Origin of the sequence: Xanthomonas hydrangeae (assembly GCF_032697525.1) — a bacterium.
Taxonomy (GTDB): Bacteria; Pseudomonadota; Gammaproteobacteria; order Xanthomonadales; family Xanthomonadaceae; genus Xanthomonas; species Xanthomonas hydrangeae.
This window is the reverse complement of the sequence record NZ_CP103836.1, coordinates 702,898-726,075: the sequence shown is the minus strand read 5'-3', so window position 1 is coordinate 726,075 and position 23,178 is coordinate 702,898. Positions and strand designations below refer to the sequence as shown.

Annotated in this window: 16 protein-coding genes; 10 read left to right on the top strand and 6 right to left on the bottom strand. The window is 66.1% G+C overall.

The window, feature by feature from the left end:
* Positions 1–217 precede the first annotated feature (217 nt).
* Positions 218–1,177, bottom strand: coding sequence for a cysteine synthase A (cysK, locus tag NYR97_RS02945; RefSeq protein WP_205393884.1), 960 nt, complete (start codon positions 1,175–1,177; stop codon positions 218–220).
* Between the two features lie 16 nt (positions 1,178–1,193).
* Positions 1,194–2,399, bottom strand: coding sequence for a uroporphyrinogen-III C-methyltransferase (cobA, locus tag NYR97_RS02940; protein ID WP_316696641.1), 1,206 nt, complete (start codon positions 2,397–2,399; stop codon positions 1,194–1,196).
* A 162-nt stretch (positions 2,400–2,561) separates the two neighbouring features.
* On the opposite strand from cobA, the gene NYR97_RS02935 reads away from it, so the two are divergent.
* Entirely contained in the window at positions 2,562–3,545 is a 984-nt protein-coding gene (locus NYR97_RS02935) for a LysR family transcriptional regulator (protein WP_205393886.1), read from the top strand.
* Positions 3,546–4,033: 488 nt separating this feature from the next.
* The gene (locus NYR97_RS02930) at positions 4,034–4,315 is read left to right on the top strand and encodes a hypothetical protein (protein ID WP_316697982.1); all 282 of its coding nucleotides are present in this window, start codon (positions 4,034–4,036) and stop codon (positions 4,313–4,315) included.
* Positions 4,316–4,778: 463 nt separating this feature from the next.
* On the opposite strand, the gene NYR97_RS02925 is transcribed toward NYR97_RS02930, so the two are convergent.
* On the bottom strand, positions 4,779–5,972 hold the full coding sequence (locus tag NYR97_RS02925) for a sensor histidine kinase (RefSeq protein ID WP_205393887.1): 1,194 nt from the start codon (positions 5,970–5,972) through the stop codon (positions 4,779–4,781).
* Between the two features lie 291 nt (positions 5,973–6,263).
* On the opposite strand from NYR97_RS02925, the gene NYR97_RS02920 reads away from it, so the two are divergent.
* From NYR97_RS02920 to NYR97_RS02910, 3 genes are all read left to right on the top strand, one after another.
* Positions 6,264–6,701: a DUF2946 family protein gene (locus tag NYR97_RS02920; protein WP_316696639.1), complete on the top strand. Its 438-nt coding sequence runs from the start codon at positions 6,264–6,266 to the stop codon at positions 6,699–6,701.
* 195 nt (positions 6,702–6,896) lie between these two features.
* Positions 6,897–8,897, top strand: a complete 2,001-nt coding sequence (locus NYR97_RS02915; protein ID WP_316697979.1) for a TonB-dependent receptor — start codon at positions 6,897–6,899, stop codon at positions 8,895–8,897.
* The gene (locus tag NYR97_RS02910; protein ID WP_316696638.1) at positions 8,897–10,600 is read left to right on the top strand and encodes a PepSY-associated TM helix domain-containing protein; all 1,704 of its coding nucleotides are present in this window, start codon (positions 8,897–8,899) and stop codon (positions 10,598–10,600) included. The genes NYR97_RS02915 and NYR97_RS02910 overlap by 1 nt, the downstream gene beginning before the upstream one ends.
* Positions 10,601–10,737: 137 nt before the next feature.
* On the opposite strand, the gene NYR97_RS02905 is transcribed toward NYR97_RS02910, so the two are convergent.
* From NYR97_RS02905 to NYR97_RS02895, 3 genes are all read right to left on the bottom strand, one after another.
* Positions 10,738–11,463, bottom strand: coding sequence for a phosphoadenylyl-sulfate reductase (locus tag NYR97_RS02905; RefSeq protein WP_023904953.1), 726 nt, complete (start codon positions 11,461–11,463; stop codon positions 10,738–10,740).
* The gene (cysI, locus tag NYR97_RS02900; protein WP_316696637.1) at positions 11,460–13,166 is read right to left on the bottom strand and encodes an assimilatory sulfite reductase (NADPH) hemoprotein subunit; all 1,707 of its coding nucleotides are present in this window, start codon (positions 13,164–13,166) and stop codon (positions 11,460–11,462) included. The genes NYR97_RS02905 and cysI overlap by 4 nt, the downstream gene beginning before the upstream one ends.
* A 108-nt stretch (positions 13,167–13,274) precedes the next feature.
* Positions 13,275–15,122: an assimilatory sulfite reductase (NADPH) flavoprotein subunit gene (locus tag NYR97_RS02895; RefSeq protein ID WP_316696636.1), complete on the bottom strand. Its 1,848-nt coding sequence runs from the start codon at positions 15,120–15,122 to the stop codon at positions 13,275–13,277.
* Between the two features lie 178 nt (positions 15,123–15,300).
* On the opposite strand from NYR97_RS02895, the gene cysD reads away from it, so the two are divergent.
* The 5 genes from cysD (at position 15,301) to NYR97_RS02870 (ending at position 23,084) form a co-directional block, all read left to right on the top strand.
* Positions 15,301–16,209, top strand: coding sequence for a sulfate adenylyltransferase subunit CysD (cysD, locus tag NYR97_RS02890; protein ID WP_210763009.1), 909 nt, complete (start codon positions 15,301–15,303; stop codon positions 16,207–16,209).
* A gap of 59 nt (positions 16,210–16,268) precedes the next feature.
* Positions 16,269–18,185 carry a sulfate adenylyltransferase subunit CysN gene (cysN, locus tag NYR97_RS02885; protein ID WP_316696635.1) on the top strand — a complete coding sequence of 639 codons (1,917 nt, stop codon included), beginning with the start codon at positions 16,269–16,271 and terminating at the stop codon, positions 18,183–18,185.
* A 118-nt stretch (positions 18,186–18,303) separates the two neighbouring features.
* Positions 18,304–19,374: an efflux RND transporter periplasmic adaptor subunit gene (locus NYR97_RS02880; RefSeq protein ID WP_316696634.1), complete on the top strand. Its 1,071-nt coding sequence runs from the start codon at positions 18,304–18,306 to the stop codon at positions 19,372–19,374.
* A complete protein-coding gene (locus NYR97_RS02875) occupies positions 19,371–22,496 on the top strand; it encodes an efflux RND transporter permease subunit (protein ID WP_316696633.1) in 3,126 nt (1,041 codons plus the stop codon). Before NYR97_RS02880 ends, NYR97_RS02875 begins: the two co-directional genes overlap by 4 nt.
* 285 nt (positions 22,497–22,781) lie before the next feature.
* Complete coding sequence (locus NYR97_RS02870) at positions 22,782–23,084, top strand: hypothetical protein (RefSeq protein ID WP_316696632.1); 303 nt, start codon at positions 22,782–22,784, stop codon at positions 23,082–23,084.
* The last annotated feature ends 94 nt before the right edge of the window (positions 23,085–23,178 follow it).

Genomic DNA, 23,178 nt, shown 5'->3' with positions numbered 1-23,178 from the left:
TTTCCTTGACATGGACGGGAGTGCACGGGTGCCGTAGTGCGAGCTGCTCCGCACACTGCGGTCTACAAAAAGCTTGGCGATGTCCGAGGTATCTGCGGCACCATGCGATTGCATGACGCAATCGCATGCCGAGGAAGGCGAGGCCGATGGCTGGATCGACCACAAACAAAAAGGCCGCGCTGAGGGCGCGGCCTTGTATGCAGACACAACGCGACGATCAGGGCAGACCGGCCAGCCAATCGTCGTCGGAGCCCTCGTTGATGTCGGCGAACAGCGGCGTGGAAAAATACCGCTCTCCGGTATCGGGCAGCATTGCCAGGATGACGGCGCCGGGCACCGCGCTTTCGGCCACGCGCAATGCAGTGGCGACGGTGGCGCCGCCGGAGATGCCGGTGAAGATGCCTTCCTCGGCGGCCAGGCGACGGGCCACAGTGATCCCATCGGTGTCTTCCACGCTCAGGACTTCATGCGCGACATCGCGATTGAGCACTTCCGGCACGAAGTCCGGGGTCCAGCCCTGGATCTTGTGCGGCTTCCAGTCCTGGCCCTGCAGCAGCGCGGCGCCAGCCGGCTCGGTGGCGGTGATGCGCACTTCCGGGCGGGCCACGCGCAGCACTTCGCCTACACCGGTGAGCGTGCCGCCGGTGCCCCAGCCGGTGACGAAATGGTCCAGCCGGTGGCCGGCGAAATCGCGCAGGATTTCGGCCGCAGTGGTGTTGCGGTGATAGGCCGGATTGGCCGGGTTGGCGAATTGGCTGGCCAGAAACCAGCCGTGCTGCTCGGCCAGTTCCTTGGCCTTGCGCACCATGCCGCTGCCGCGCTCGGCCGCCGGGGTCAGGATCACCTTGGCACCATAGGCGCGCATCAGCTTGCGGCGTTCGATGGAGAAGGTTTCCACCATGGTGGCGACGAACTTGTAGCCGCGCGCGGCGGCCACCATCGCCAGCGCCACGCCGGTATTGCCGGAGGTGGCCTCGACAATGGTGTCGCCGGGCTTCAGCAGGCCGCGCTGTTCGGCATCGAGGATGATCGCCAGCGCCAGGCGGTCCTTGACCGAGCCGCCCGGATTGAACGACTCGACCTTGACGTACAGGGTCACGTGCGCGGGTGCGAGGCGATGGAGCTTGACCACCGGGGTGCGGCCGATGGTGTCGAGGATGTTGTCGTACAGGGCCATGGGGTCTCCGTCGGAATCAGGCTGCGTGGGCGAGTGTGGGCGCGTCGGGCGTTGCGATGGGTGAGTGCGGGGGCGGCCGGGCGGTCAACGGCGCTGCGCCGAACCAGTGCAGGCTGGCGGCCAGCCCGGCGACCTCGCCCAGGATCAGCAAGGCAGGCGCACGAACGGCGTGCTGCTGCGCGGTGGCGGCCAGGCTGGCAAGGGTGCCGGTGATCACGCGTTGCTGCGGGCGCGAGCCGTTTTCCACCAGCGCGAATGGTGTGGCGGGCGCGCGGCCGGCCTGCAACAGGCGTTGCTGGATGCCGTCCAGCCCGGCCACACCCATGTAGAAGGCCAGGGTCTGGCGTTCCTGGCCGAGCGCCTGCCAGTCCAGCGTGTCCAGCGAATCCTTGCAGTGCGCGGTGATCAGCCGCAGCGATTGCGCGTGGTCGCGATGGGTGAGCGGAATGCCGGCATAAGCGGCGCAAGCGATCGCAGCGGTGATGCCGGGAACGACCTGAAAAGCGATGCCGTGGTCGCGCAGGAATTCCAGCTCCTCGCCGCCACGGCCGAACACGAACGGGTCGCCGCCTTTCAGACGCACCACGCGGCGCCCGGCGCGGGCGTGTTCCAGCATCAGCGCGTGGATCTGCTCCTGGCGGGTGCTGTGTCCCTGGGCGGCCTTGCCGACTTCCACGCAGAGCGCATCGCGACGCGCCAGGCGCAGGATCTGTGGGCTGACCAGGCGATCGTAGAGCAGCACATCGGCCTGGCGCAGCGCGCGCAGGGCATGCCGGGTGAGCAGGCCGGGATCGCCGGGGCCGGCACCGACCAGGGTCACGCTGCCGGGGGCCAGCGTGCCCACTGCGGTGCGCGGCGTGGGGGAAGCTGCGGGTGTCGCTGCTGAAACGGCCGGGCTGGCGTCGTGCGTGAGCAGGCGGCGCGCGGTTGCCGCAGCGCGTAGGGCATCGTTGAGTTCGGCTGTCGCGCTGGCGGCGATGGTCAGCCAGACCGGTTGGTCGGGCAGTTCCAGCCATGCCGGGTCGAACCCGCCTACCAGCCAGTGCACCTGTCCGGCCTGCGCCCAGTTGCGCAATTGCGCAGTGAGTTCCGGTGCGCCCACCAACGGCAGCGCACCGGCCTGCAGCAGCCCGGCGGTGGCGCGCTCGGCATTGGTGCCGCCGCCGACCACCAGGACGGCACGGCCACGCAGGTCGGCAATGAGCGGGAACACAGGAGGCACGGCAGGGGCATCGAGAAGGGAGGGCCAGACCGTAACGCCGGCATATAGCCGTCGGAAATGACTTCATACACCCTGGAAATAGCGTTCGGTTATAAGCTGACCCATAGAACTCCTCTACAGTCGAGTCCCTGTGGCGCCTCGCGCTTTTTTGGATATAAGCCCATGACGCTGACCCAACTTCGTTACCTGGTCGCCATCGCCGATGCCGAGCTGAACATCACGCTGGCAGCCGCGCGTGTGCATGCCACCCAGCCCGGTCTGTCCAAGCAGCTCAAACAGTTGGAGGACGAACTGGGCTTTCTGTTGTTCGTGCGCAAGGGGCGCAGCCTGGACGCGGTCACGCCGGCAGGGGTGGAAGTGATCGAGCGTGCGCGTTCGGTGCTGTCGGAAGCCAATAACATCCGCACCTATGCGGCCAACCAGCGCCGCGAGAGCCAGGGCCAGCTGACCCTGACCACCACCCATACCCAGGCGCGCTTCGTGCTGCCGCCGGCGGTGGCGCAGATCAAGCACGCCTACCCGCAGGTGAGCGTGCATCTGCAGCAGGCCGCCGAAAGCGCGGCGCTGGATCTGCTCAGCCAGGGCGATGCGGATATTGCGGTGGTCAGCACAGCCGGTGGCGAGCCGAGCGCCGGGATTGCGGTGCCGCTGTACCGCTGGCGTCGGCTGGTGATTGTGCCGCGCGGCCACCCGCTGGATCAGGCACGTACCGCGCCGGACATGCAGTCGCTGTCGCAATACCCGTTGATCAGCTACGAGTCGTCCACGCGGCCAGGTTCGTCGTTGCAGCGGGCATTTGCGCAGGTCGGGCTGGAGCCGAGCATCGCGCTGACCGCGCTGGATGCGGACCTGATCAAGACCTATGTGCGTGCCGGCCTGGGCGTTGGCCTGGTGGCGGAGATGGCGGTCAGCGCCAACGACGAGGATCTGCGCGCCTGGCCGGCGCCGGCGCCCATTGCCGATTGCATCGCCTGGGCGGTGCTGCCGCGCGACCGCGTACTGCGCGATTACGCGCTGGATCTGGTGCATGTGCTGGCGCCGCAGATCGACAAGCGCGATCTGCGCCGTGTGCTGGATGGCAACCAGGCGCCGAACTGGCCGCTGCCGCCGACCTGGGAGTCGCTGACCCAGACCATTACCAGCTGAGCGGCTGGCGACGGCCGCATGAGCGCTGGTTGAGCGGCTATCGAAAGTTGCAAGTTTGCCGGATCGATGCGGTGCATGTTCTGCAGGAAAGCGAAGGCATTACCTGCCGATCAGCGGCGGCGCACAGGCCAATTCCGCACCCACCGTCTGCCGGTTTTGTGAGAGTGCTTCGGTCACTGAGGGGCGCTTGCGCGTGTCCCGCTCCCGGATGCGGCACCGCGCATCGACTATCGCCGCTCACGGTGCCTGCCAGTTTTACGCGAATGCTCCGGTCACTAATGGCGCTTGCATGCGTAACCAGCATGAGACACACCGCAAGTACGTCCACGTCGCAACCGTGCAACCGCGTCATGCTGGCGGTCGGTGTTCGGAATCGGTAGGACTGTTCGTACACTGCGGTCTGCGCGCGGGGTGTACCGATTCCGGTTTGCTGCGCGCGCGCGATCCCCGTTCGCCACTGTGAGGCGCTGCAACCGATGACCGAGCGATTGACCGAGCCACTGCGTCCGCCTTTCAGCCGACTGTGGTCGCCCGACCAGGACGGCGGCATGTCGTTGCAGCTGTCGGCCAACCTCGACGGCCGCGAGCATGCGTTGCTGACGGTACTGGCCGACCCGCACGACGAAGCGTTATGGGTGGCAGTGCAGGCCGGCGACACCCAGGTGCAGATTCCGCTGGCGGCGCTGCGTCAACTGTTGGAGGTCGCAGCCGAAGAGGTGCATTCGGCCGAGTGGTTTGCGCGGCAGGATGCGGCCGAACCTGAGCGTTGACGGCCTCATCTGTTGCACGCGTGCCTGCCCTGGATGCTGCACTGCAACGTACGTGGTTGCGAAAAATCTCACTGCGATCAACAGCCTGCGCGCAGTCTCGCACTAACCCGGAAACACGCTGTCAGTGATTCTCCCTACACGTGTCAGGGCCGCCGGATCGGCGTCATCGGCCCGTATCAAGTTGCGCGCTGCGCTGTCGTAAATCCTTATAGCAACCATAACGCGACACTTTCGGACGTCTAGGGGTGGACGGCGCAGGACCGGCGATGCAGTGATCGCATGGCCGGTCTGTTTGGCGGTGTCGTCGAGAGGTTGCCAGCGCTGTCGCATCACCATTGCGCGAGGCTGCGCGATGACGCGGCTGGCGCACCCGGGTCCCTGGGGAGAGACCTGGCGTGCTTGGCGGCGGATCCGGGTCGGGAGCCCGGGTCCGCCTTTTTTTATGCGCGACGCATTGCCGCGCTCAGGCCAGCGGGATGCGCACCGAGAAACAGGTACCGCCTGCCGGGCGTGGGCGCACATCCACCTCGCAGTCCAGGGTTTCGGCAGTGCGGTGCACGATCCATAGACCGATGCCCAGCCCTTCGCTGTTCGGATCCGCCTGGCGAAACGCCTGGAACACCTGTTCGGGATGGTCCAGGTTCAGGCCGATGCCGCTGTCGATGATTTCCACCACGGCGTAACCGGGGCGGCGGCGCACGCCGACCAGCACGCGCCCGCGTTCGGTGTACTTGACCGCGTTGCCGACCAGGTTGCCGATCAGCGTGGTCAGCAGCGTGGCGTGGCTGCGCACGCGCAGCGAAGTGGGCACGTGGCGCAAGGCCAGGCATTTGTCGCTCGCCGGTTGCCGCCATACGCCGAGGACCGCGTGCAGCACGTCTTCCAGTGCCAGCGGCTGCAGATCCGGGGTGGAGCTCTTGCTCGCCGCGGCCAGTGTGGCCAGTTCGTCGAGGCTGCGTGCCACCATGCCGATCGCATCGCGTGCGGTGACCAGGGTGGGAACGGAATCGACATTGGCGTGCCGGCGCATCTTGTCGATGGCATAGGCCGCAGTGCGCAGCGGAGTTTTCAGGTCGTGCCCGGCGATCGCCATCAGCCGGCTGCGATAGCGGTCGGACTCTTCGGCATTCTGCAGCGCGCGGCGCAGTTCCAGCTGCGCCATGGTCTGGCGCGCCAGTGCGCGCAGCGCTTCGACCTGTTCGTCAGTGAGTTGACGCGGTTGCCGGTCCAGCACGCACACCGTACCCAGCGGCAGGCCTTCGCTGGTCTTGAGCAACGCACCTGCATAAAACCGTAGTGGCACCTCGCCGGTGACCAGCGGGTTGCGTGCAAAGCGGATGTCTTCGCGCGTGTCGGGCACCACCAGCACGTCGTTGTCGAGCAGCGCATGCGCGCACATCGACTTGAACAGCGGCGTCTCGCGCTCGCCCATGCCGCGCTCGCTCTTGAACCATTGGCGGTCGGCGTCCACCAGGCTGATCAGCGCGATCGGGGTCTGGCAGATGATCGAGGCCAACTTGGTGATGTCTTCGAATGCCGCCTCGCGCGGCGTATCGAGAATGCCGTAGCTGCGCAGCGCCTGGAGGCGCAACGCTTCGCTCGCGGGTTTGGGCGCGCAGGGAAAGGGCTCAGCCGCTGAATCGAACAAGACGCTCATGCGCGCGCAGGATGAATGGAATAGAGCGACAAGCATAGGGCATGGCAGGGGCTGGCATGTGGGTGCGATCACGCTCGTAGATGGAACTGTGACTGCCGGCCTCGACAGTGGAGGGGTGGGGTTTTGGTTTGTTTGCGATGTCGTGATGCAGATTGCGCGGTGTGTTGCGGCGGAGCAACGATCAGTACCAAGGGGGGGCGACGACCCAAGGGTACGAATCAGGGTGCGACATCCGGTCGCGCACCGGCCGCAAGCATCGCCGCGCGGCAGGCGGCGGCTTACACTCGCGCGATGCGTTCGTTCCGTCATCACCGTTGGCTGCACCTGCTTGCCTGTCTGGCGGTGGCGCTGATGCTGGTGGCGCCGCTGATCAGCCGTTGGAGCCAGGCGCAGTCGGTCGAACCGATGTGCATGAGCGGGCCGGCATTGGACGCAGGCGGGTCGTCGCACGCAGGCGACCAGGCCATGCCGGCGCAGACTGCCGCGCATCATCACGACAGCGCCGCGTCGCCAGCCAAGCCTCCAGCTGGCGAACACGCTGCCGGCATGCACGGCGAAGCTTGCGATTACTGCGTGCTGGCTGCGCGCCTGCTGCCGTGGCTGGCGCTGCTGGTGCTGTGTCTGCTGCAACTTCGGTCGGCGCCGACGCCCGTGCACACCCATGCACGGGCGTGGTCGGTTGTGCGCTGGGCCGCACTCGGGGCACGTGGGCCGCCGCTGCAGGCGTGAGTCTGGCCCCATCGCGGGTGTCCGCTGCGTCGTGCTGATTGCACGCCTGATCTTCCGGCGTGCCCGCCTGCCGCTGCATGGACGGCCCGCTTTCCTGAAGTGATGCCTGTGCCCGCTGCTATGCCGCGGCGCATGGCGGTGTTGCCGTGCCGGCACGGCGAAGGGTTGGTCATGCGTCTGCGGTTCTTGAAAACGATGTGGTATGCGCCGTCGTTGGCGTTGGTGTGGTGGCCTGTCTGCCAGGTGCAGGCACAGGATGCGGCGTTGACGCTGGGCAAGGTGCAGGTGAGCCAGACCCAGCGCAGCCCGAACACGGCGCGCGTGCTGAGTTCGGTGGATGTGATCGGCGGCGAGCTGGTGCACGATCAGCACGTGGATTACAGTTGGGAGCTGCTGATGCGCGCGCCGGGTGTGCAGGTCACCCAGTTCCGCATGGGCACCGATGCGGGGCGGTTCTCGTTCCGTGGCTTCAACGGCGAGGGGCGGATCAATGCAGTGAAGCTGCTGATCGACGGCATCCCCAGCAACGACAATGCCGGTGGCATGCCGTATCTGGATGCGGTGTTTGCGCAGGACATCAGCGCGATCGAGATCGTGCGCGGTACCAACGATGCGCGCTACGGTCTGAATGCAATTGCCGGCAGCGTGGACGTGCTGACCCGCACCGGCGGTAACGATGGCCGTTTGAGCGTGACGAGCGGCAGCTTCGGTGCGCGCGAGGTGCAGCTGGGCAAGGGCTTCGAACAGGGCGCATGGAGCCAGAACTATGTACTGGCGTGGCGCGATTCCGATGGCTATCGCGACCATGCCGAGGCGCGTAAGCGCAGCGTGGCCGGCAAGTGGTTCTACACCGACCCGGATGGTGCGTTCCGCGCCGGGCTCACCACGCGTTACTACGACAATCATGCGCTGGAAGCGGGCTATCTGGATGCGGCCAGCGCGCGTACGGCGCCGCGTAGTTCGCCGGGTTATGCGCAGGACGATCGCAGCGAACGCCAGCTACGACAGACCGCGTTGCATGCGGACGGCACGCTCGGTGCCGATGCGCAGTGGATCGCAAAGGCCTATCAAAACGACTATCGCAATTGGCGTTGGGTGCGGTTTTCCGCAGCCGGTCTGCAGCAGGAACGCGATACCGACGAGACCCATCGCGGCCTGCTGTTGCGTGGCAACTGGCAGCCGGATTGGGGCGCGCTGAGCGCCGACCTGGAAGCCGGCGTGGATGCGCAGTGGCAGGACAACCAGTCGCAGCGTTACCGCACCGTGGCGCGCGTGCGCGGTGCGCAATTGCGCGATTGGGATTACGACCTGCGCACACGCGGAGCTTATGTGCAGGCGGTGCTGACACCGATCGAGCGCCTGCAGGTGGTGCCGGGCTATCGCATCGACCGCGTCGATGGGCAGCTGCACGATGTGCGCGCCGGCATTTACGCGCCCACCTACGACTACGGCACCATCAAGCAGCCCAAGTTCAGCGCCAGCTATCGGCTTGTCGGGCAGAGCAGCATGTACGCCAACTGGGGGCGTAGCTTCCAGATCGGCAGCGGCGATGGCGCGTATCGTCGCCAGCCCGGCAATCTGGGCCCATCGATCAACGACGGCTGGGAGGCCGGTTTCAAGTTCGCGCCATCGGCGGTGATGGACGGGCGCCTGGCGTATTGGGAACAGCGCGCGTCCGGTGAAGTCGCCACCATTCTGGGAGTGAACGGCGTGGCCGGTGTCGGCGATGTGGCCAACGTGGGGCGCACGCTGCGGCGCGGCTGGGATGCGCAACTGAATCTGCAGCCGGCCGAACACTGGCGGGCCTGGCTGTCGTATTCGCGGCAGAAGGCCAGCATCGCTACACCCGATCCGAGCGCACCGGCCACGCGCGGCAAGGAGATCGAGAACGTGCCGCATTGGCTGGCCACTGCCGGGCTGGAATGGCAGCTCACTTCGGCCGTGCAGCTGAGCGCCTGGGGCAATGCGCAAGGCGATTATTATCTGGAGCGCAGCAATACGCTGGGCCGCACCGGTGGTTACGCCCTGCTCAATCTGGGCGCGCGCTGGAACGTGGATGCGCGCAACGCGCTCAGCCTGCAGCTGCGCAACGTGACCGATCGTGCGTATGTGTACGCGTGGTACGACACCGGAAGTTCCGGTTATTCGCCGGGCGATGGGCGTGCGTTGTCGCTGTCGTGGGATTGGAGCTTCTGATGCGCGTATCGACTGCTCAGGGTATTGGTGCCGAGCTGCGTCAGGACAGCCGCTGGCGCTTCTATCGTGCGGTATGGCGCTGGCATTTCTATGCCGGCTTGCTGGTGCTGCCTTTCATCATCTGGCTGGCGCTGACCGGTGCGGCGTTTCTGTATCAGGACGCGATCGATCGCAGCGTGCACCACGGGTTGAAAGTCGTGCCGGTGGGCGCGCTGCGGATGTCTGCGCAGCAATTGGTCGATGCGGCGCAGCGCAGCGATGGCGGCACCTTGTTCCGTTACACCACGCCGAGTCGTGCCGATGCCAGCGCCGAGATCGGGCTGGTCGATGCGCACGGCATGCGGCAAGTGGTCTATGTCGATCCGTACCGCGCACGCGTGCTGGGCACGCTGCCCGAGCATGGCACCCTGGGCTGGACGATTCGTCGGCTGCACAGCCTGGAGTTGATCGGGCCGTATGCGCGCGGGTTGATCGAAATGGCGGCCGGCTGGGCGATCGTGCTGGTGCTGACCGGTATGTATCTGTGGTGGCCGCGCGGGCGACGCGGCGGGGTGTTGAGCGTGCGCGGCAAGCCGGCGCAACGGTTGTTCTGGCGCGATCTGCATGCGGTCACCGGGGCGAGTGTGGGCGCGGCGTTGCTGTTCCTGGCGCTGACCGGCATGCCGTGGTCGTGGCTGTGGGGCGCGCAGGTCAATCGCTGGGTCAATGGGCAGGATTTCGGGTATCCGGCTGGGCTGCGGGTACGGCAGCCGATGTCGCAGCAGCGGTTGACCGAGACGACCGATCCGGCGTGGTCGTTGCGGCAGGCGCGCGTGCCGGAGTCTGTTGTGCCTGGGCGTGGAGCTGTTGGGGTGGATGAGGGTTTGCAGGACGGGCGGGTGGGTGTGCCGCAGGCGGATGCGGTGCGTGCGGTCGACCCTCACTCCAACCCCCGCTCCGCGCCAGCAGCGCTGGCGCTCCAAGGCTCGCGCGCCAGTAGCGCGCAAGCGGTGCCTGATCGCCCCGAGGGGAGAGGGGCTAACTTCCATCCTGCTCATGCAGAACATCTGGAGCACATAGCGCACATAACGCACTCACAACACTTGGGACACCCGGAACACTCCGAACACTCCGAACACCCAAGCCAGTCGGAACATGCAGCCCACGGCGGCACTGGCAGCGTCGCTGCGCCCGGTCATGGTGCGATAGGGCTGGATGCGGCGATGGCGCGCTTCGATGCGCTCGGCATCGCGCCGGGCTACAGCATTTCGCCGCCGCGTGGCGCCAACGGCGTGTACACCGCCTCGGTGTATCCGGCCGATCTGCAACGGCAGCGCGTGATCCATCTGGATCAGTACAGCGGTGCGGTGCTGCTGGACATGACCTATCGCGATTACGGGCCGGTGGGACGCGCGCTGGAATGGGGCATCAACGTGCACCTTGGCCAGCAATACGGCACTGCCAATCAGTCGATCCTGTTGCTGGCGTGCGCGGCGATCGTGCTGTTGTGCGTGAGCGCTGCGGTGATGTGGTGGAAGCGTCGCCCGGCCGGCGGGCTGGGCGTGCCGCCGCTGCCGGCCGAACCACGCACGCTGCGCGGTCTGATGCTGCTGCTGGCGATCTGCGGGCTGATCTTCCCGCTGGTCGGACTTTCGTTGCTGCTGATGTGGCTGTTCGATCGCTACTGGATGCAGCGCGATCAAACTGGCATCGCAGCACCATGAGGGGCGGCGTGTCTGCGGCTGCATCGCGCTGAGCATTCGCTGCGGCGAGGCCTTACTCTTTGGGATGGCCAGCAGAAACATTCAGCGCACCGCAGCGCTTGAAATTACCGCGAAGAAATCACGACGCGCTGCTGTGCTCAGATGTCCTCGTGAATGCCGCACTCGCGCTTCAACCCGAAGAAACGCGTGTCTTCTTCGCGCATACCCGGTTCCCAGCGGCGCGTGGTGTGGAAGTCGCCGATCGACACGTAGCCTTGCTCCCATAGCGGGTGATACGGCAGATCGTGTGCCTGCAGGTATTGCCACACGTCGCGGTCTGTCCAGTCGGCGATCGGGCTGACCTTGTAGCGCTCGCCGCGCTTTTGCACGATCGGTGTCTGCGCGCGGCCGCCGGACTGGCTGCGGCGCAGGCCGGTGAACCAGGTGCCCACATTGAGCTCGTCCAATGCGCGCCGCATCGGCTCGACCTTGCGCAGGTTGTTGTACTGGTCGATGCCGACCATGCCCTGTTCCCACAGGCGACCGTGGCGTGCCTCCATCCAGGCGCGGCTGACCAGCGGGCGATACACCTTGAGATTGAGCTTGAGCCGGTCGGCCAGCGCGTCGGCAAACCGGTAGGTTTCCGGGAACAGGTAGCCGGTATCGATCAGGATCACCGGAATGTCCGGGCGCTGCTGGGTGAGCAGGTGCAGGGTGACCGCCGACTGCGCGCCGAAACTGGACGACAGCGCCGCGTCCTGCGGGCCGTGTTGCAGTGCCCAGGCCACGCGCTCGTCGGCACGCAGGCCTTCCAGTTGCGCGTTGAGCGCGTCCAGATCGTCCAGCGCGGAAGGTGCGATCGATGCAGCAGGCAGCGCGGTCATGCGAGCAATTCCAGGTCGAGGTGACGGTGGGTGGGGTAGGGCGGCAGGGCGATCAGGCCGCTGCGATGCAGGAAGTCGCCGAAGCCTTCGTCGCCGGCCTGGTCGCGTTCGGCCGCATAGCGCGCCAGCAGCGGTTCGAGTGCGGCGAGGATGTCGGCTTCGGTGATGTTTTCGCGATACAGCGTGTTCAGACGCTGGCCACGGCGATCGCCGCCCAGCATCAGGTTGTAGCGACCGGGCGCCTTGCCCACCAGCGCGATCTCGGCCAGATACGGACGCGAGCAGCCGTTGGGGCAGCCGGACAGGCGCAGCACGATCGGGGTGTCGGCCAGTCCGTGTTGTTCCAGCAACGGCTGCAAGGCCGCGCTGAAGTCGGGCAGGTAGCGTTCGGCCTCGGCCATCGCCAGGCCGCAGGTGGGCAGCGACACGCAGGCCATGGCGCCGCGTGCCAGTGCGGTGGGCGCGCGGTTGCCGGTATCCAGGCCGTACTGCGCAACCAAGGCATCGACGCGCGCGCGCTCGCTGGCCAGCACGCCGGCAACGACCAGATTCTGGTTGGGCGTCATGCGAAACTCGCCGACGTTCAATTGTGCAATCGCACGCAGGCCGCTCAGATGCGCAGAGGCCTCGGTATCGGCGATGCGTCCGGCCGGCAGCGACAGGGTCAGATGCCACAGCCCGTCTTCGCCTTCGACCCAGCCGTAGCGATCGCCGTTGTGTTCGAAGGCGAACCGCTGCGCTGGCTGCAGCGCGAAACCGGCGCGGCGTTCGATCTCGGCCACGATGGTGTCCAGACCATGATCGTCGATGGTGTACTTGAAGCGCGCGCGCTTGCGCACTGCGCGGTTGCCGAAGTCGCGCTGCGTGGTGACCACCGCAGTGGCGACATCGAGCAACTGATCGCGGGTGACAAACCCAATGACATTGGCCACGCGCGGCCAGGTCTCTGCATCGCCATGGCTGGCGCCCATGCCGCCGCCGATGCTGACGTTGTAGCCGAGCAATTGGCCCTCGCGCAGGATGGCGATAAAGCCCAGATCGTTGGCGAACACGTCCACATCGTTGAGCGGCGGCGCGGCGAAGCCGATCTTGAACTTACGCGGCAGATAACGGTCGCCGTAGATGGGTTCCTCTTCGCTGCCGGAGCCGGAGACGCGCTCTTCGTCCAGCCAGATTTCGTAATACGCGCGCGTATTGGGCAGCAGATGCTCGGACACGCGTGCGGCATCGGCATACAGCGTGGCATGCGCCTGCGACAGCAGCGGATTGGCGGCCACTTGCACATTGCGATTCACATCGCCGCAGGCAGCCAGCGTATCGATCAAGGTCGCGTTGATCGCCTGCATGGTCGCCTTGAGTTCGCGCTTGATCACGCCATGGAACTGGAACGCCTGGCGTGTGGTGATGCGCAGCGAATGGTTGGCGTACCGCGTGGCGATGCTATCCAGTGCCAGCCACTGCGTGGGCGAGATCACCCCGCCCGGCGTGCGCGTGCGGATCATGAACTGATACGCCGGCTCAAGCTTCTGGCGACGCCGCTCATCGCGGATATCGCGGTCGTCCTGCTGGTAGCTGCCGTGGTACTTGATCAGGGTCTGATCGTCCTCACGCAACGCACCGGTCACCGCATCGGCCAGGCTCTGTTCCAGCGACCCGCGCAGACGACGGCTTTCGGATTTGATGTCTTCGACGGAATGGGTCATGGGAATCGGGAGTCGGGAATAGGGAATCGTAAAAAGCGGCTTGGTCTGCCAGGAAAGGTCAGTCGCGGGCTGTACCGATTCCCGATTCCCCACTTCCGATTCCCGGCACTAATAGACATCGCGCGCATACCGCCCCTCCACCTGCAGCTGGGTGAGATACGCAGCGGCGGCTTCGGCATCGAGTGCGCCGTGGGTGGCAACGATGTCGAGCAATGCCGCATGCACGTCCTTGCCCATGCCGATGGCGCCGCACACATACACATGCGCGCCGCCCTGCAGCCAGGCGTAGACCTTTGCGCCGCGCGCGCGCAGGCGATGCTGCACGTAGATTTTTTCGGCCTGGTCGCGCGAGAACGCCAGGTCCAAGGCATGCAGTTCGCCGCGCTGCAAGGCCTGCTGCCATTCGGCCTGATACAGGAAATCGGTATTGAAATGCTGGGCGCCGAAGAACAGCCAGTTACGGCCCTTGGCGCCGGTTTCGGCGCGCTCCTGCACGAAGCCGCGGAACGGTGCCACGCCGGTGCCCGGGCCGATCATCAGGATGTCGCGGTCCGGGTCGGCCGGCACGCGGAAGCGTTCGTTCGGCTCGATATAGACCGGTGCGGTGTCACCTTCGCGCAGGGCGGCAAGAAAGCCGCTGGCCGAGCCCAGATGCGCGTGGCCGTGCGCCTGGTAGGTGAGTTCGTCCACGACCAGATGCACTTCTTCGCCCACGCGCTTGCGGCTGGAGGCGATCGAGTACAGGCGTGGGGTGAGCGGACGCAGGGCGGCCAGCAGGCCGCCATGGTCCCAATCCGCCGGCCAGCGTCGCAGCACGTCGATCAACTGGTGATCGGAGAGCAACGACGCCAGGCCGGCAGTCTGGGTCGGGGTGAGCAGCGTCTGCAGCTCCTCGGCGCGCGCACGCTCGGCATGTGCGGCCAGCAGCGGCCGCGACAGCTTGGTCAGTTCGCGTCGGGTGGCAAGCCACTCGTTCAAGGCCAGAGTCTCTTCGCCGATGGTGACCGCGGCATGACCATCCAGGCGCAGCGTCTCCAGCACTGCATCCACCAATGCGGGCGGATTGCGATGACGGATGCCCAGCGCATCGCCGGGCTCGTAGCTCAGCCCGCTACCTTCCAGCGAAAATTCCAGATGACGCACGCGCTTGCCTGGCAGTGCATAGACGCGGAATTGCGGGCCCTTGAAGTCGCGCCCGCTGACGATCTGGTTGGCCAGCACCTCTGCAGCGAACGGGTGCTGATGCGACCACACTGCTGCGGCCGCGCTGCTGCGCAATGGCGTGATGGTGGCCGAAGGCGGGCCGCTCTTGAGGTGCTCGCGTGCGTGCGTGAGTGCCTGCGCACGCCAGGGTGCGGCGACGCTGTCGATATCCAGATCGGCTTCGCCACGCGGCTGCACGCGGCTGCCGCCGAGTTCGGCCAGGCGTTCGTCGATGCGGCGTGCAATGCCGCAAAAATCCGCGTAGCTGGAATCGCCCAGCCCCAGCACCGCGTACTTGAGCTCGGGCAGCTTGGGCGCGCGCCGGCTGGCGAGAAATTCGACCAGCCCGATCGCATCGTCCGGCGGGTCGCCCTCGCCCTGGGTGCTGATGACCACATACAGCAAGCGCTCGCTGGCCAGTTCGCGGGTGGGGTAGGCGTCGGCGCGCAGCAAGCGCACGCTCAAACCCGCGGCTTCGGCCTCGGCAGCGAGTTGTTCCGCTTCGCGGCGGGCATTGCCGGTCTGGCTGCCATACAGCACGGTCAGGCGCTGGCTCGCTTGCGCGATCGCGTGGGGCTGGCCGCCGGGAAGGACCGCGAGCGAGCGCGGCGGCTGGCCTTGTGCCAACCCGGCGGTGTAACCAGACAGCCACCACAGTGACGCAGAATCCAGGCCGTCCACCAACCGTTCCAGCAGCGCCTTGCGCTCGTCGGGCAAGGGGCTGGGCGGTAGCGCGGAACTGGCGGCGGTCATTTGGATCCGGGGGCATTGATGAGACCAGTGATGTTATGGAAACGTTGCGGCGGCCAGAAAGGATGAGCCGTTATCGCGTTATGCCGGCCGCTTATTTGGGTGCGGGCGGCCTGCGCTACACACTGCGGCGCCTTGCCCTACCATCGGCTGGTCTGCCCGCCGATGCCACGACACCCCGATGACTCTGCAGCCCCTGTCTCACCTCGACCGGCTCGAGGCCGAAAGCATCCACATCCTGCGCGAAGTCGCCGCCGAGTTCCGGGCCCCGGTGATGCTGTATTCGGTGGGCAAGGACAGTTCGGTGCTGCTGCATCTGCTGCTCAAGGCCTTTGCGCCGTCGCCGCCGCCGATTCCGCTGCTGCATGTGGATACGCGCTGGAAGTTCGGCGAGATGATCGCCTTCCGCGACCGCCGTGCGGCCGAGACCGGCGTGGACCTGCGCGTGCACATCAACCCCGACGGCGTCGCGCAGGACATCGGCCCGATCAGCCATGGCGCGGCGGTGCACACCGACATCATGAAAACCCAGGGCCTGAAGCAGGCGCTGGAGCAGGGCGGCTTCGATGCGGCCATTGGTGGCGCGCGCCGCGACGAGGAGAAATCGCGTGCCAAGGAGCGCGTGTTCTCGTTCCGCAATGCACGCCACCGCTGGGACCCCAAGAACCAGCGCCCGGAGTTGTGGAATCTCTACAACGCGCGCACCAAGCCGGGCGAAAGCGTGCGCGTGTTTCCGCTCTCCAACTGGACCGAGCTGGATATCTGGCTGTACATCTACCGCGAACGCATTCCGGTGGTGCCGCTGTATTTCGCCGCACCGCGCCCGGTGGTGGAGCGCGACGGCGCGTGGATCATGGTCGACGACCATCGCCTGCCGTTGCATGAAGGCGAAACACCGCAACTACGCTCGGTGCGCTTCCGCACGCTGGGCTGCTATCCGCTGACCGGCGCCATCGACTCCACCGCCGACACGCTGGAAGCGGTGATCGCCGAGATGCTGGTCAGCACCAGCTCCGAGCGCCAGGGCCGCATGATCGATCATGCGCCGGGTGCGTCGATGGAGCAGAAGAAGCTTGAGGGGTATTTCTGATGGGCCGGGATTTGGGAATCGGGAATGGGGAATCGGAACAGCAGTTCGCCGCGAACGAGATGAGGGAGGAGGCCGCCTTTGCGATTCCCGATTCCCGATTCCCGATTCCCGGCGCCATCGGCGCCTACCTGCACCAGCACGAAGCCAAGCCGCTGCTGCGCTTCATCACCTGCGGCAGCGTGGATGACGGCAAGAGCACGTTGATCGGGCGCTTGTTGTACGACAGCAAGCGTTTGTTCGACGACCAGCTCGCAGCGCTGGAGAGCGATAGCCGCCGGCACGGCACGCAGGGCGAGGGCATCGACTACGCATTGCTGATGGATGGGCTGGCCGCCGAGCGCGAGCAGGGCATCACCATCGATGTGGCGTACCGCTATTTCGATACCGACCAGCGCAAGTTCATCGTCGCCGACTGCCCCGGGCATGAGCAGTACACGCGCAACATGGCCACCGGCGCATCCACCGCCGATGTCGCGGTGGTGCTGGTGGATGCGCGCAAGGGATTGTTGGCGCAGACGCGCCGGCACAGTTACATCGTGTCGTTGCTGGGCATCCGGCATGTGGTGCTGGCGGTCAACAAGATGGACCTGGTGGACTACGACGCACAGGTATTCGCCGAGATCGCCGATGCCTATCGCGTGCTGGCCGCGCAGCTGGGCATTGCCGATGTGCAGTGCATTCCGCTATCGGCACTGGATGGCGAAAATCTGTCCAGCGCCTCGGCGCGGATGCCGTGGTACAGCGGTCCGCATCTGTTGCAGCATCTCGACACCGTGCAATTGGAGGCGCCGGAAGCAGGCAGCGGGTTCCGCTTGCCGGTGCAGTGGGTCAATCGTCCCAACCAGCATTTCCGTGGCTATGCCGGCACCATTGCGGCCGGGCAGGTGCGGGTTGGCGATGCCGTGGTGGTGGTGCCGTCCGGGCGGCGCACGCAGGTGGCATCGGTGCTGGATGCCAATGGCGAGGTGGACAGCGCGCGCGCCGGCCAGGCGGTCACGCTGACCTTGCGCGAGGAGATCGACATCAGCCGTGGCGACATCATTGCCGCGGTCGACGACCCGCCGGAAGTGGCCGATCAGTTCGCCGCACATCTGCTGTGGATGGACGATGCTGCGTTGCTGCCGGGCCGCCCGTACTGGCTCAAGATCGGCACCCGCACGGTTACCGCGAGCATCAGCGAGATCAAGCACAAGGTCGATGTGAATACGCAGGAGCGGCTGGCCGCCAAGCGGCTGGAGCTCAATGAAGTGGGCTACTGCAATCTGGCGCTGGACGAGCCGATCGCGTTCTCGCCGTATGCGCGCAATCGCGTGCTGGGCGGTTTCATCCTGATCGACCGGCAGAGCAATGCCACGGTGGCCGCCGGCACGCTGGAGTTCGCGCTACGCCGCGCCGGCAACGTGCACTGGCAGCATCTGGATGTGGATCGCGCCGCGCGTGCGCGCATCAAGGGCCAGACCCCGCGCGTGCTGTGGTTCACCGGCCTCTCGGGCGCGGGCAAATCCACCGTTGCCAATCTGGTCGACAAGCGCCTGCATGCGCTGGGCTATCACACCTTCATCCTGGACGGCGACAACGTGCGCCACGGGCTCAACCGCGATCTGGGTTTCACCGACGAAGACCGCGTGGAAAACATCCGCCGCGTGGCCGAGGTGGCACGGCTGATGGCCGATGCCGGCCTGATCGTGCTGGTGAGCTTCATCTCGCCGTTCCGCGCCGAGCGGCAACTGGCGCGCGAGCGCTTCGACCAGGGTGAATTCGTCGAGGTGTTTGTCGACGTGCCGCTCGAGGTCGTCGAGGCGCGCGATGTGAAGGGCTTGTACCGCAAGGCGCGGGCCGGGCAGATTCCCAATTTCACCGGCATCGATTCGCCGTACGAGGCGCCGGAAGCGCCGGAGATCCATCTTCACGCCGATGGTGAGAATGTAGAGGCGCTGGCGCGCCATGTGCTCGAGTTTCTTGAACTGGAACGTTGACCAGCGCATCGCGCTGGCGACGGCAAGGGTCTTTGGTCATGGTGCAAAGCACGCCTTTCTGTCAACACCCTGGCGGCTAGGTCGTTAAACTTTCGACGTACCTCGCCAGGATGTTCTGATGCTTGTTCTGCCCAGCGCGCGCTTTTGCGCCGCGCTCTTCTTGGCCGCTGCGTTGGCCGGTTGCAGCCGCCAGGCTGCGGCGCCCGCCGTTGCCAAACCCATTCCGGTCTCTGTGCAGGCGGTGACCACCCAGCCCTGGAACTCGACCGTGCAGTCGATCGCCACCGTGCGTGCGCGCGAATCGGTGGCGCTGACCGCTGCGGTGAGCGATGTGGTGGAGCAGGTCAATTTCGACAGTGGCGACGAGGTCAAGGCCGGGCAGTTGCTGCTGCGCCTGCGCGGCAATTCGCAGCAGGCGGCGCTGACGGCCGCGCAGGCCACCTTCGAAGAAACCGATCAGTTGTATCGGCGCCAGTTGAGTCTGGTTGGCCAGCAGTTGGTGGCCAAGTCCACCGTCGATACGCAACGCGCCTTGCGCGATGCGGCGCAGGCGCGCGTGCAGCAGATGCGCGCGGAGATCACCGACCGCGAAGTGCGTGCGCCGTTCTCCGGCGTGCTCGGCATCCGCCAGATCAGCCCGGGCTCGTTGATCACCTCCAGCACTGTGATCGCAACGCTGGACGATGTGGAGCGCATGTACGTGGACTTTCAGGTGCCCGAGTCGCAGTTCGGGCTGGTGCAACTCGGCAATGCGGTCAATGGCACGGCGGCAGCGTACCCAGGCGCGCAGTTCGAAGGCGTGGTGGCGGCGATCGATTCGCGGATCGACGAAACCACCCGCTCGGTGACGGTGCGGGCGGATTTCCCCAACGGCGATCGCCGGCTGCGCCCGGGCATGCTGCTGGATGTGCGGCTGTTCCAGCCGGCGCGGCAGGCGGTGGTGATCCCTGAGATTGCGGTGGTGCAGGTGGGGCGCGAGTCCTATGTGTTTCGGCTCAAGCCCGACAGCAGCGTGGAGCGCGCCGATGTGCGGCTGGGCGAGCGCCGCGATGGCAAGGTGGAAATTCTGGAAGGGGTCAAGGCCGGTGAGCGCATCGTGGTGGATGGCACCGGCAAGCTGCGTCCGGGCTTGAAGGTGGTCGATCAGGCCGCGCCCGCACCGGCGCGCCCGCGGGCAGCGGCGCAATGAAACTCTCCGACCTGTCCATTACCCGCCCGGTGATGGCGGTGGTGATGAGCCTGTTGCTGATCGTGCTGGGGGTGATGTCGTTCACCCGGCTCACGCTGCGCGAGTTGCCGGCGATCGACCCGCCCATCGTCTCGGTGGATGTGGAATACACCGGCGCTTCGGCAGCGGTGGTGGAAAGCCGCATCACCCAGGTGCTGGAAGACGCGCTCGCCGGTATCGAAGGCATCGAGACCATCGAGGCGCGCAGCCGCAATGGCTCCTCCGATATCAGCATCGAGTTCGTGCAGTCGCGCGATGTGGAAGCGGCCGCCAACGACGTGCGCGATGCGGTCAGCCGCGTGTCCGATCGCATGCCCGACCAGGCGCGCCCGCCGGAAATTTCCAAGGTCGAAGCCGACGCCGACCCCATCCTGTGGCTCAACATGAGCTCCAGCACAATGGACACGCTGCAGCTGTCCGATTACGCCGAGCGCTATGTGGTGGACCGCTTCTCCAGCCTGGACGGCGTGGCGCAGGTGCGGATCGGCGGACGCCAGCGCTATGCGATGCGCATCTGGCTGGATCGCGACCAGCTGGCTGCACGCGAACTCACCGTGGCCGATGTGGAAGCGGCGCTGCAGAACGAAAACGTCGAGTTGCCGGCCGGCAGCATCGAATCGGCGCAGCGCGATTTCACCTTGCGCGTGGAGCGCAGTTATCTCAAGCCCGAGGACTTCGCCAAGCTGCCGCTCAGCAAGGGCGAGGGCGGCTATGTGGTGCGGTTCGGCGACGTGGCCAAGGTGGAGCTGACCTCGGCCGAGCGGCGCGCGTATTTCCAGAGCAACGGCGTGCCCAACGTAGGCCTGGGCATCGTGCGCAACTCCACCGCCAACGCGCTGGACGTGGCACGCGAGGCGCGCGCGCAGGCCGAAGAAGTGCAGAAGTCGCTGCCGCAGGGCACCAACATCTTCGTCGCCTTCGACACCACGACGTTTATCGACGCGGCGGTGGAGCGCGTGTACCACACGCTGATCGAAGCGGTGGTGCTGGTGCTGGTGGTGATCTGGGTGTTTCTGGGCAGCGCACGTGCGGCGCTGATTCCGGCAGTGACGGTGCCGGTGTGTCTGATCGCCGCCTTCATCGCGCTGTACGCATTCGATTTTTCGATCAACCTGCTGACCCTGCTCGCACTGGTGCTGTGTATCGGCCTGGTGGTGGACGATGCCATCGTGGTGGTGGAGAACATCCAGCGCCGCATCGACCTGGGCGAGCCGCCGTTGGTGGCGGCCAAGCGCGGTACCGGCCAAGTCGCCTTCGCGGTGATTGCCACCACCGCGGTGCTGGTAGCGGTGTTCCTGCCGGTGGGCTTTCTGGAAGGCAATACCGGACGCCTGTTCCGCGAGTTGGCGGTGGCATTGGCGGCGGCGGTGGCGATCTCTGCGTTCGTTGCGCTCACGCTGACGCCGATGATGTCGTCCAAGTTGTTGCGCTCGCACGGGCAGGCCAAACCCAATCGCTTCCATCGCTGGTTCGATGGCCGCATGCAGGCGGTGTCCGGCGCGTATGGGCGCTCGCTGGAGCGGCATGTGCATCGCACCTGGATCTTCGCGCTGTTGATGCTGCTGGCGCTGGGCGCCAGCGCGTGGTTGATGGGCCGGATTCCCTCCGAGCTGGCGCCGGCCGAAGACCGCGGAAATTTCCAGATCATGATCGATGGGCCCGAAGGCGCCGGCTTCGATTACACCGTGGGGCAGATGCATCAGGTCGAGGCCATCCTTGGCCCTTACGTGGGCCCGGACAAGCCCATCGTGCGGGCAAATCCGCGCGTGCCGGGCGGCTTTGGCAGCAGCGAGGAAATGCACACCGGCCGGGTCAGCGTGTTTTTGCAGGATTGGGAAAAGCGCTCCCGACCGACCACCGAAGTGGCCGACGAACTGCAGCAAAAACTCAACGTGCTCAGTGGTGTGCGTGCGCGCACGCAGGTGAGCGGTGGGTTGGTGCGCAGCCGCGGGCAGCCGTTCCAGCTGGTGCTGGGCGGGCCGGATTATGCCGAGATCGCGCAGTGGCGCGATCGCATCCTGCAGCGCATGGAAGCCAATCCCGGGTTGGTCGGTCCTGACTCCGACTACAAGGAAACCCGCCCGCAGATGCGCGTCAATATCGACCGCCTGCGCGCGGCCGATCTGGGCGTGCCGGTGACCGCGATCGGTGGGGCGCTGGAAGCGATGATGGGCTCGCGCCGCGTGACGACGTTCGTCGACAACGGCGAGGAATACGACGTGATGCTGCAGGCCGGCCGCGAAGGCCGCATGGCGCCGGAAGATCTCACCGCCATCCGCGTGCGTTCGATCCGTGGCGAACTGATTCCGTTGTCCAACCTGGTCACGCTGAGCGAAGTGGCCGAGGCCGGCACCTTGAATCGCTTCAATCGTTTGCGTGCGATCACCATCAGCGCCGGCCTGGCACCGGGCTATCCGCTCGGCGAGGCGATCGCCTGGGCGCAGCAGACCGCACGCGAGGAATTGCCCGAGTACGCGCAGGTGGACTGGAAGGGCGAATCGCGCGAGTACCAGCAATCCGGCAGCGCGGTATTGCTGACCTTCGGCATGGCCCTGCTGGTGGTGTATCTGGTGCTGGCCGCGCAGTTCGAAAGCTTCGCGCATCCGCTGGTGATCATGCTCACCGTGCCGTTGGCGGTGCTGGGTGCATTGGTCGGTTTGTGGCTCACCGGTGGCACGCTCAATTTGTTCAGTCAGATCGGCATCGTGATGCTGGTGGGCCTGGCCGCCAAGAACGGCATCCTGATCGTGGAGTTCGCCAATCAGCTGCGCGATGAGGGCCGCAGCGTGCATGAGGCAATCGTGGAATCGGCATCGGTGCGCCTGCGTCCGATCCTGATGACCTCGATCGCCACGGTGGTCGGCGCGATTCCGCTGGTGGTGGCCGGCGGCCCTGGCTCGGCCAGCCGCGCCACCATCGGTGTGGTGGTGATTTTCGGTGTGTCGCTGTCCACGTTGCTGTCGCTGTACGTGGTGCCGGCGTTCTACAGTTTGATCGCCCCGTATACCAAGTCGCCCGAAGCGGTGGCACGCGAGCTGGAGACCCTGGAGGCGCAGACGCCGTCGGTGGGTGGGCACGCCTGAGCGATGCCGGCAGTGGGTGCTGCTGCCGGTTTTCGATAATACGGTGATGCTGCGTCATCGACAGTGGTGACTGCGTTTGCGTGCGCCGCTATGGCAAACAAAACCCAAACATCGCGGTGCACGCTGTGTCCATCGAATGCGTCAATGCCAGGCCAACGCAAACCGATGCGATGCAGTTGCGCACGCCGTGCGGCTTGCCGGTACGTCGTCGGAGATGCGTGTTGCACTGCCGCGTGATCGATCCAGAGGTCGCAATCCATCACAGGAGTGCATGCGATGCCTTGCTTGTCTTCGGTCAATCATCATCCCTCGGCGCTGCTGGCTGCTGAGCGTTGTCCGCAGTGCGGTGCGTCGCGTGCGGGCGATGTTGCCGCACTCGCTGGGCCAGACGCGACGCCGGGCAGATGGCAGCGGTCTATAGCGGATGCTGCTGTTCCCATGCAGGCATGCGCGAACCGAGCAGAGGCGGGCGAACCACCGCAACACATCGCTCCATGGCAGTGCCCGATCCTGCGCGCGGCCCTGCTCGGCACCATTGCGCTGGTGCTGCTGGTCGTGGATATGTTCGTGCTGTGGCCGGTGCCGTAGACCGCGCCAACTGGCCCTGGCGCCATTGCGTGGCTCAGCGGTCGCACGCACCGTTACCAACGCGCCAAGCCCGCGCAATGACTAAGGTCACATG

What these genes read in the sequence shown, in the direction of transcription:
- cysK (WP_205393884.1), bottom strand. Translation starts at nt 1,177, where the DNA reads ATGGCCCTGTACGACAACATCCTCGACACCATCGGCCGCACCCCGGTG.
- NYR97_RS02935 (WP_205393886.1), top strand. Translation starts at nt 2,562, where the DNA reads ATGACGCTGACCCAACTTCGTTACCTGGTCGCCATCGCCGATGCCGAG.
- NYR97_RS02925 (WP_205393887.1), bottom strand. Translation starts at nt 5,972, where the DNA reads ATGAGCGTCTTGTTCGATTCAGCGGCTGAGCCCTTTCCCTGCGCGCCC.
- NYR97_RS02920 (WP_316696639.1), top strand. Translation starts at nt 6,264, where the DNA reads ATGCGTTCGTTCCGTCATCACCGTTGGCTGCACCTGCTTGCCTGTCTG.
- NYR97_RS02915 (WP_316697979.1), top strand. Translation starts at nt 6,897, where the DNA reads ATGTGGTATGCGCCGTCGTTGGCGTTGGTGTGGTGGCCTGTCTGCCAG.
- NYR97_RS02910 (WP_316696638.1), top strand. Translation starts at nt 8,897, where the DNA reads ATGCGCGTATCGACTGCTCAGGGTATTGGTGCCGAGCTGCGTCAGGAC.
- NYR97_RS02905 (WP_023904953.1), bottom strand. Translation starts at nt 11,463, where the DNA reads ATGACCGCGCTGCCTGCTGCATCGATCGCACCTTCCGCGCTGGACGAT.
- cysI (WP_316696637.1), bottom strand. Translation starts at nt 13,166, where the DNA reads ATGACCCATTCCGTCGAAGACATCAAATCCGAAAGCCGTCGTCTGCGC.
- NYR97_RS02895 (WP_316696636.1), bottom strand. Translation starts at nt 15,122, where the DNA reads ATGACCGCCGCCAGTTCCGCGCTACCGCCCAGCCCCTTGCCCGACGAG.
- cysD (WP_210763009.1), top strand. Translation starts at nt 15,301, where the DNA reads ATGACTCTGCAGCCCCTGTCTCACCTCGACCGGCTCGAGGCCGAAAGC.
- cysN (WP_316696635.1), top strand. Translation starts at nt 16,269, where the DNA reads ATGAGGGAGGAGGCCGCCTTTGCGATTCCCGATTCCCGATTCCCGATT.
- NYR97_RS02880 (WP_316696634.1), top strand. Translation starts at nt 18,304, where the DNA reads ATGCTTGTTCTGCCCAGCGCGCGCTTTTGCGCCGCGCTCTTCTTGGCC.
- NYR97_RS02875 (WP_316696633.1), top strand. Translation starts at nt 19,371, where the DNA reads ATGAAACTCTCCGACCTGTCCATTACCCGCCCGGTGATGGCGGTGGTG.